The sequence below is a fragment of the Sneathiella sp. HT1-7 genome, assembly GCF_020731145.1.
Taxonomy (GTDB): Bacteria; Pseudomonadota; Alphaproteobacteria; order Sneathiellales; family Sneathiellaceae; genus Sneathiella.
In genome coordinates this window covers 1-5,895 of sequence record NZ_JAJFZN010000009.1, presented here as the reverse complement: position 1 = coordinate 5,895, position 5,895 = coordinate 1, and the positions used below count along the sequence as shown (strand labels likewise).

The 5,895-nt window shown below is 52.4% G+C and carries 3 tRNA genes and 3 rRNA genes; all 6 read left to right on the top strand.

From position 1 onward, the window contains the following. The first annotated feature begins 244 nt into the window (after positions 1 to 244). The 6 genes from LKE13_RS18505 to LKE13_RS18480 all read left to right on the top strand — a co-directional run bounded on the left by LKE13_RS18505 (position 245) and on the right by LKE13_RS18480 (position 5,892). A 16S ribosomal RNA gene (locus tag LKE13_RS18505) occupies positions 245 to 1,740 on the top strand. Between the two features lie 180 nt (positions 1,741 to 1,920). Further along, positions 1,921 to 1,997, top strand: a tRNA-Ile gene (locus LKE13_RS18500). Positions 1,998 to 2,016: 19 nt separating this feature from the next. Next, positions 2,017 to 2,092: transfer RNA gene (locus LKE13_RS18495), tRNA-Ala, on the top strand. Between the two features lie 363 nt (positions 2,093 to 2,455). After that, positions 2,456 to 5,204: ribosomal RNA gene (locus LKE13_RS18490) — 23S ribosomal RNA — on the top strand. A 144-nt stretch (positions 5,205 to 5,348) separates the two neighbouring features. After that, positions 5,349 to 5,463, top strand: a 5S ribosomal RNA gene (rrf, locus tag LKE13_RS18485). The 16S, 23S and 5S rRNA genes sit together here with 3 tRNA genes alongside, the layout of an rRNA operon. Before the next feature lie 352 nt (positions 5,464 to 5,815). Then, positions 5,816 to 5,892 (top strand) — tRNA-Met (locus LKE13_RS18480). The last annotated feature ends 3 nt before the right edge of the window (positions 5,893 to 5,895 follow it).

Genomic DNA, 5,895 nt, shown 5'->3' with positions numbered 1-5,895 from the left:
TTTTTTTGTCCGGAATTTTTGATTTTGGGCGGTTTGATTTTTGACATTGTGGATAAAGATGAGAAGGGATGCCTGGGCGGCGGGGTTGTTGAATGACGACTTTTTGTTGCAACGGGTATCTTGAGACGCTGGTTATTTGGACTTTCGGGTTTGGGTAATCAGTAGGTTTAAGTTCAGCGTACTGATCTGGTTTTAGGATTGGGTTGGTACAAACGTTGTGACGGGAAGAAGTTAATTCTAAATCAAACTTGAGAGTTTGATCCTGGCTCAGAACGAACGCTGGCGGCAGGCCTAACACATGCAAGTCGAACGAGAAGCTACCTTCGGGTAGTGGAGAGTGGCGCACGGGTGAGTAACGCGTGGGAATTTGCCTTTCGGTACGGGATAACGTCTGGAAACGGACGCTAATACCGTATGATGTCTACGGACTAAAGATTTATCGCCGAAAGAGGAGCCCGCGTAGGATTAGGTAGTTGGTGAGGTAATGGCTCACCAAGCCGACGATCTTTAGCTGTTCTGAGAGGAAGATCAGCCACACTGGAACTGAGACACGGTCCAGACTCCTACGGGAGGCAGCAGTGGGGAATATTGGACAATGGGGGCAACCCTGATCCAGCCATGCCGCGTGAGTGAAGAAGGCCCTAGGGTTGTAAAGCTCTTTCGCCAGGGAAGATAGTGACGGTACCTGGTAAAGAAGTCCCGGCTAACTCCGTGCCAGCAGCCGCGGTAATACGGAGGGGACTAGCGTTGTTCGGAATTACTGGGCGTAAAGAGTACGTAGGCGGTAACGCAAGTTGGGTGTGAAAGCCCGGGGCTCAACCCCGGAACTGCATTCAAAACTGTGTTGCTAGAGATCGGAAGAGGTAAGTGGAATTCCCAGTGTAGAGGTGAAATTCGTAGATATTGGGAAGAACACCGGTGGCGAAGGCGACTTACTGGTCCGATACTGACGCTGAGGTACGAAAGCGTGGGGAGCAAACAGGATTAGATACCCTGGTAGTCCACGCCGTAAACGATGAATGCTAGTTGTTGGGAGGTTTACCTTTCAGTGACGCAGCTAACGCATTAAGCATTCCGCCTGGGGAGTACGGTCGCAAGATTAAAACTCAAAGGAATTGACGGGGGCCCGCACAAGCGGTGGAGCATGTGGTTTAATTCGAAGCAACGCGCAGAACCTTACCAGCCCTTGACATGGGTAGTATGATTGGCAGAGATGTCTTTCTTCAGTTCGGCTGGCTACCACACAGGTGCTGCATGGCTGTCGTCAGCTCGTGTCGTGAGATGTTGGGTTAAGTCCCGCAACGAGCGCAACCCTCGCCATTAGTTGCCAGCATTTAGTTGGGCACTCTGATGGAACTGCCGGTGATAAGCCGGAGGAAGGTGGGGATGACGTCAAGTCCTCATGGCCCTTATGGGCTGGGCTACACACGTGCTACAATGGCGGTGACAGAGGGCAGCGAAGGGGTGACCTGGAGCTAATCTTCAAAAGCCGTCTCAGTTCGGATTGCACTCTGCAACTCGAGTGCATGAAGTTGGAATCGCTAGTAATCGCGGATCAGCATGCCGCGGTGAATACGTTCCCGGGCCTTGTACACACCGCCCGTCACACCATGGGAGTTGGTTTTACCCGAAGCCGGTGCGCGAACCTTTTGGACGCAGCCGACCACGGTAAGGTCAGCGACTGGGGTGAAGTCGTAACAAGGTAGCCGTAGGGGAACCTGCGGCTGGATCACCTCCTTTCTAAGGAAGAGGCCGAGCAATTTATTGTTTGATCTCTTTTAAAGAATAAACGCCAACCGGATTTATCCGGGTTAGGCAAACACTTAAATCTCGCCGTCCTGGCATCTCTTCTCTGATAATTAGGTTCTGCTCCAGCTGGTTTGCCGGCTGGATCGGAAAATGTACCCGAAGCGGCGGACCGGGCCTGTAGCTCAGCTGGTTAGAGCGCACGCCTGATAAGCGTGAGGTCGGTAGTTCAAGTCTACCCAGGCCCACCAGCTTGTTTTGGTTTGTTGAGGGGGCATAGCTCAGTTGGGAGAGCGCGTGCTTTGCAAGCATGAGGTCGTCGGTTCGATCCCGTCTGCCTCCACCAACAGCCTGATTGTCGAGAAGGAAACGAGATACTGCGCAAGCGGTTAGCGAAGGTTCAGGCCTTTGTGTTTTATTTGATATTGTGAAGAGGAAATGAATACATCCTAACTGTGGATGTTCGGGTTCGAGATGACCTGAGTATCCATGGGTAGTGTTCAATTTTAAATAACTGTTGTGAATGGTTGTTGGATTGATGTGTTTGTTGCTTGTTGAGGTGATGTTTTTGGATTGTTTCTTGCTGCACGGCAGGAGATGGTTTGAGGCGGATCTGAGGCAGGGCCAAGGGTTGTTTGAGCGAAAGCGAGGACAGCCTGCGACAGCGAGCAAATCTGATCTGACTTCTGTGCATGACGCGAAGTGCTGAGATCAAACGTTTTAAGGGCATTTGGTGGATACCTTGGCGCATAGAGGCGATGAAGGACGTGGCATGCTGCGAAAAGCTTCGGGGAGTTGCAAGCAAACTTTGATCCGAAGATATCCGAATGGGGAAACCCACCGCATTAGCGGTATCGCTATCTGAATATATAGGATAGCGAAGCGAACCTGGTGAACTGAAACATCTAAGTAGCCAGAGGAAAGGACATCAACCGAGACTCCGTTAGTAGTGGCGAGCGAACGCGGACCAGGCCAGTGGCCTTATTCAAACAACCAGAACAGCCTGGAAAGGCTGGCCAGAGTGGGTGATAGCCCCGTATGGGTAATGTTGGATAAGGTCCTTGAGTAGGGCGGAACACGAGAAATTCTGTCTGAACGTGGGGGGACCACCCTCCAAGCCTAAGTACTCCTATGCGACCGATAGTGAACAAGTACCGTGAGGGAAAGGTGAAAAGCACCCCGACAAGGGGAGTGAAAGAGACCTTGAAACCGGATGCCTACAATCAGTCGGAGCCTCTTTATGGGGTGACGGCGTACCTTTTGTATAATGGGTCAGCGAGTTAATCTTTGCAGCAAGCTTAAGCCGATAGGTGTAGGCGCAGCGAAAGCGAGTCTGAATAGGGCGATTTAGTTGCAGGGATTAGACCCGAAACCGGGTGATCTAGCCATGAGCAGGTTGAAGGTGCAGTAACATGCACTGGAGGACCGAACCCACCAACGTTGAAAAGTTGGGGGATGACTTGTGGCTAGGGGTGAAAGGCCAATCAAACTCGGAAATAGCTGGTTCTCCGCGAAATCTATTTAGGTAGAGCGTCTTGTATCATCTTCGGGGGTAGAGCACTGGATGGGCTAGGGGGTCCCAACGACTTACCAAACCTAACCAAACTCCGAATACCGAAGAATGCAGCAAGGCAGACAGGCAGTGGGTGCTAAGATCCATTGCCGAGAGGGAAACAGCCCAGACCGCCAGCTAAGGTCCCTAAGTCATGGCTAAGTGGGAAAGGATGTGGGAAGGCCAAAACAACCAGGAGGTTGGCTTAGAAGCAGCCACCCTTTAAAGAAAGCGTAATAGCTCACTGGTCTAAATTTAAGCCGGCCTGCGCCGAAGATGTACCGGGGCTAAAGCCATGCACCGAAGCTGCGGATTCAACTCTTTGAGTTGAGTGGTAGCGGAGCGTTCCGTAAGCCTGTGAAGGGTAACCGCGAGGTTGCCTGGAGGTATCGGAAGTGAGAATGCTGACATGAGTAGCGAGATGAGTGTGAGAAACACTCACGTCGAAAGTCCAAGGGTTCCTGCGTAAAGCTAATCTGCGCAGGGTGAGTCGGCCCCTAAGGCGAGGGCGAAAGCCGTAGTCGATGGGAATGAGGTTAATATTCCTCAACCTGATGGTAGTGACGAATGGGGTAAATTGTGGGTCCTTATTGGATTGGACCTGCTGTGAACCTGTTCCAGGAAATAGCTCCATCATTATAGACCGTACCCCAAACCGACACAGGTGGACTGGTAGAGTATACCGAGACGTTTGAGAGAACTATGTTGAAGGAACTCGGCAAAATGACCCCGTAACTTCGGGAGAAGGGGTACCTCTCTTTGGGCAACCAATGGGAGGTGGCACAGACTTGGGGGTGGCGACTGTTTATTAAAAACATAGGACTCTGCGAAGTCGCAAGACGACGTATAGGGTCTGACGCCTGCCCGGTGCTGGAAGGTTAAGAGGAGCGGTGAGAGCTGCGAATCGAAGCCCCAGTAAACGGCGGCCGTAACTATAACGGTCCTAAGGTAGCGAAATTCCTTGTCGGGTAAGTTCCGACCTGCACGAATGGCGTAACGACTTCCCCGCTGTCTCCAACATAGGCTCAGCGAAATTGAACTCTCCGTGAAGATGCGGAGTACCCGCGGTTAGACGGAAAGACCCCGTGCACCTTTACTATAGCTTTGCAGTGGTATCAGGATTTGAATGTGTAGAATAGGTGGGAGCCTTTGAAGCAGTGACGCCAGTTATTGTGGAGGCACCTTTGAAATACCACCCTTTTGACTTTTGATATCTAACCGAGGACCGTTATCCGGTTCCGGGACCCTGCATGGTGGGTAGTTTGACTGGGGCGGTCGCCTCCTAAATGGTAACGGAGGCGCGCGATGGTTGGCTCAAGCTGGTCGGAAATCAGCTGATGAGTGCAATGGCATAAGCCAGCCTGACTGCGAGACTGACAAGTCGAGCAGAGACGAAAGTCGGTCATAGTGATCCGGTGGTCCCGTGTGGAAGGGCCATCGCTCAACGGATAAAAGGTACGCCGGGGATAACAGGCTGATAATGCCCAAGAGTCCATATCGACGGCATTGTTTGGCACCTCGATGTCGGCTCATCTCATCCTGGGGCTGGAGCAGGTCCCAAGGGTTTGGCTGTTCGCCAATTAAAGAGGTACGTGAGCTGGGTTTAGAACGTCGTGAGACAGTTCGGTCCCTATCTGCCGTGGGTGTAGGATATTTGAGAGGAGCTGCCCCTAGTACGAGAGGACCGGGGTGGACGTACCTCTGGTGGACCTGTTGTCACGCCCGTGGCACTGCAGGGTAGCTAAGTACGGACGGGATAACCGCTGAAAGCATCTAAGCGGGAAGCCCCCCTCAAAACCAGATATCCCTTGAGAGCCGTGGAAGACCACCACGTTGATAGGCTGGAGGTGGACGTATGGCAACATATGGAGCTGACCAGTACTAATCACTCGATCGGTTTGATCTTAGTGCTTCATCATGCACAGTAGTCAGATTAGACTGAACACTACGGATTTTATGATCTCATTCCGAGGCATCGCTTTGGAAATAAGATCAGTAACAAAATCAAAACACATTCAAGGATGTATTCATAACTTCTGCTTTTTGCCGGCCTGGTGGCTATGGCGGGAGGCCTGCACCCGATCCCATCCCGAACTCGGTCGTGAAAACTCCCAGCGCCGATGGTACTTTGTCTTAAGGCACGGAAGAGTAGGTCGCCGCCAGGCCTGCAAAAAACAGAAGCTCCTCTTTATAAGATCAAAAGCCTCAGACGCCGGCCGCCCACCTCCGTGGGCTCAGGCTTCTCGGGCATCTGCCCGGGCCGCAGTCGCGACCTGCCAAAGGCACAGCCTTTGAAATTGTAAAACCTCACCGCGTCAGAAAGGATACGGATCCGAGGCGCAAGCCGAGGCAAGGCCAAGGGAACGGATGTTCCCGCCGGCGATTGAGGCAAAAACAAAATTACCGCGGGGTGGAGCAGCCCGGCCTGTAGGCAACCAGCCGGAAGCCAGCAAGTAAACCGGGCAACACACCGCTAACCGGAAGGACATCAAACCCCTTCCAGAAAAACAAAATTACCGCGGGGTGGAGCAGCCCGGTAGCTCGTCAGGCTCATAACCTGAAGGTCGTAGGTTCAAATCCTACCCCCGCAACCAAAT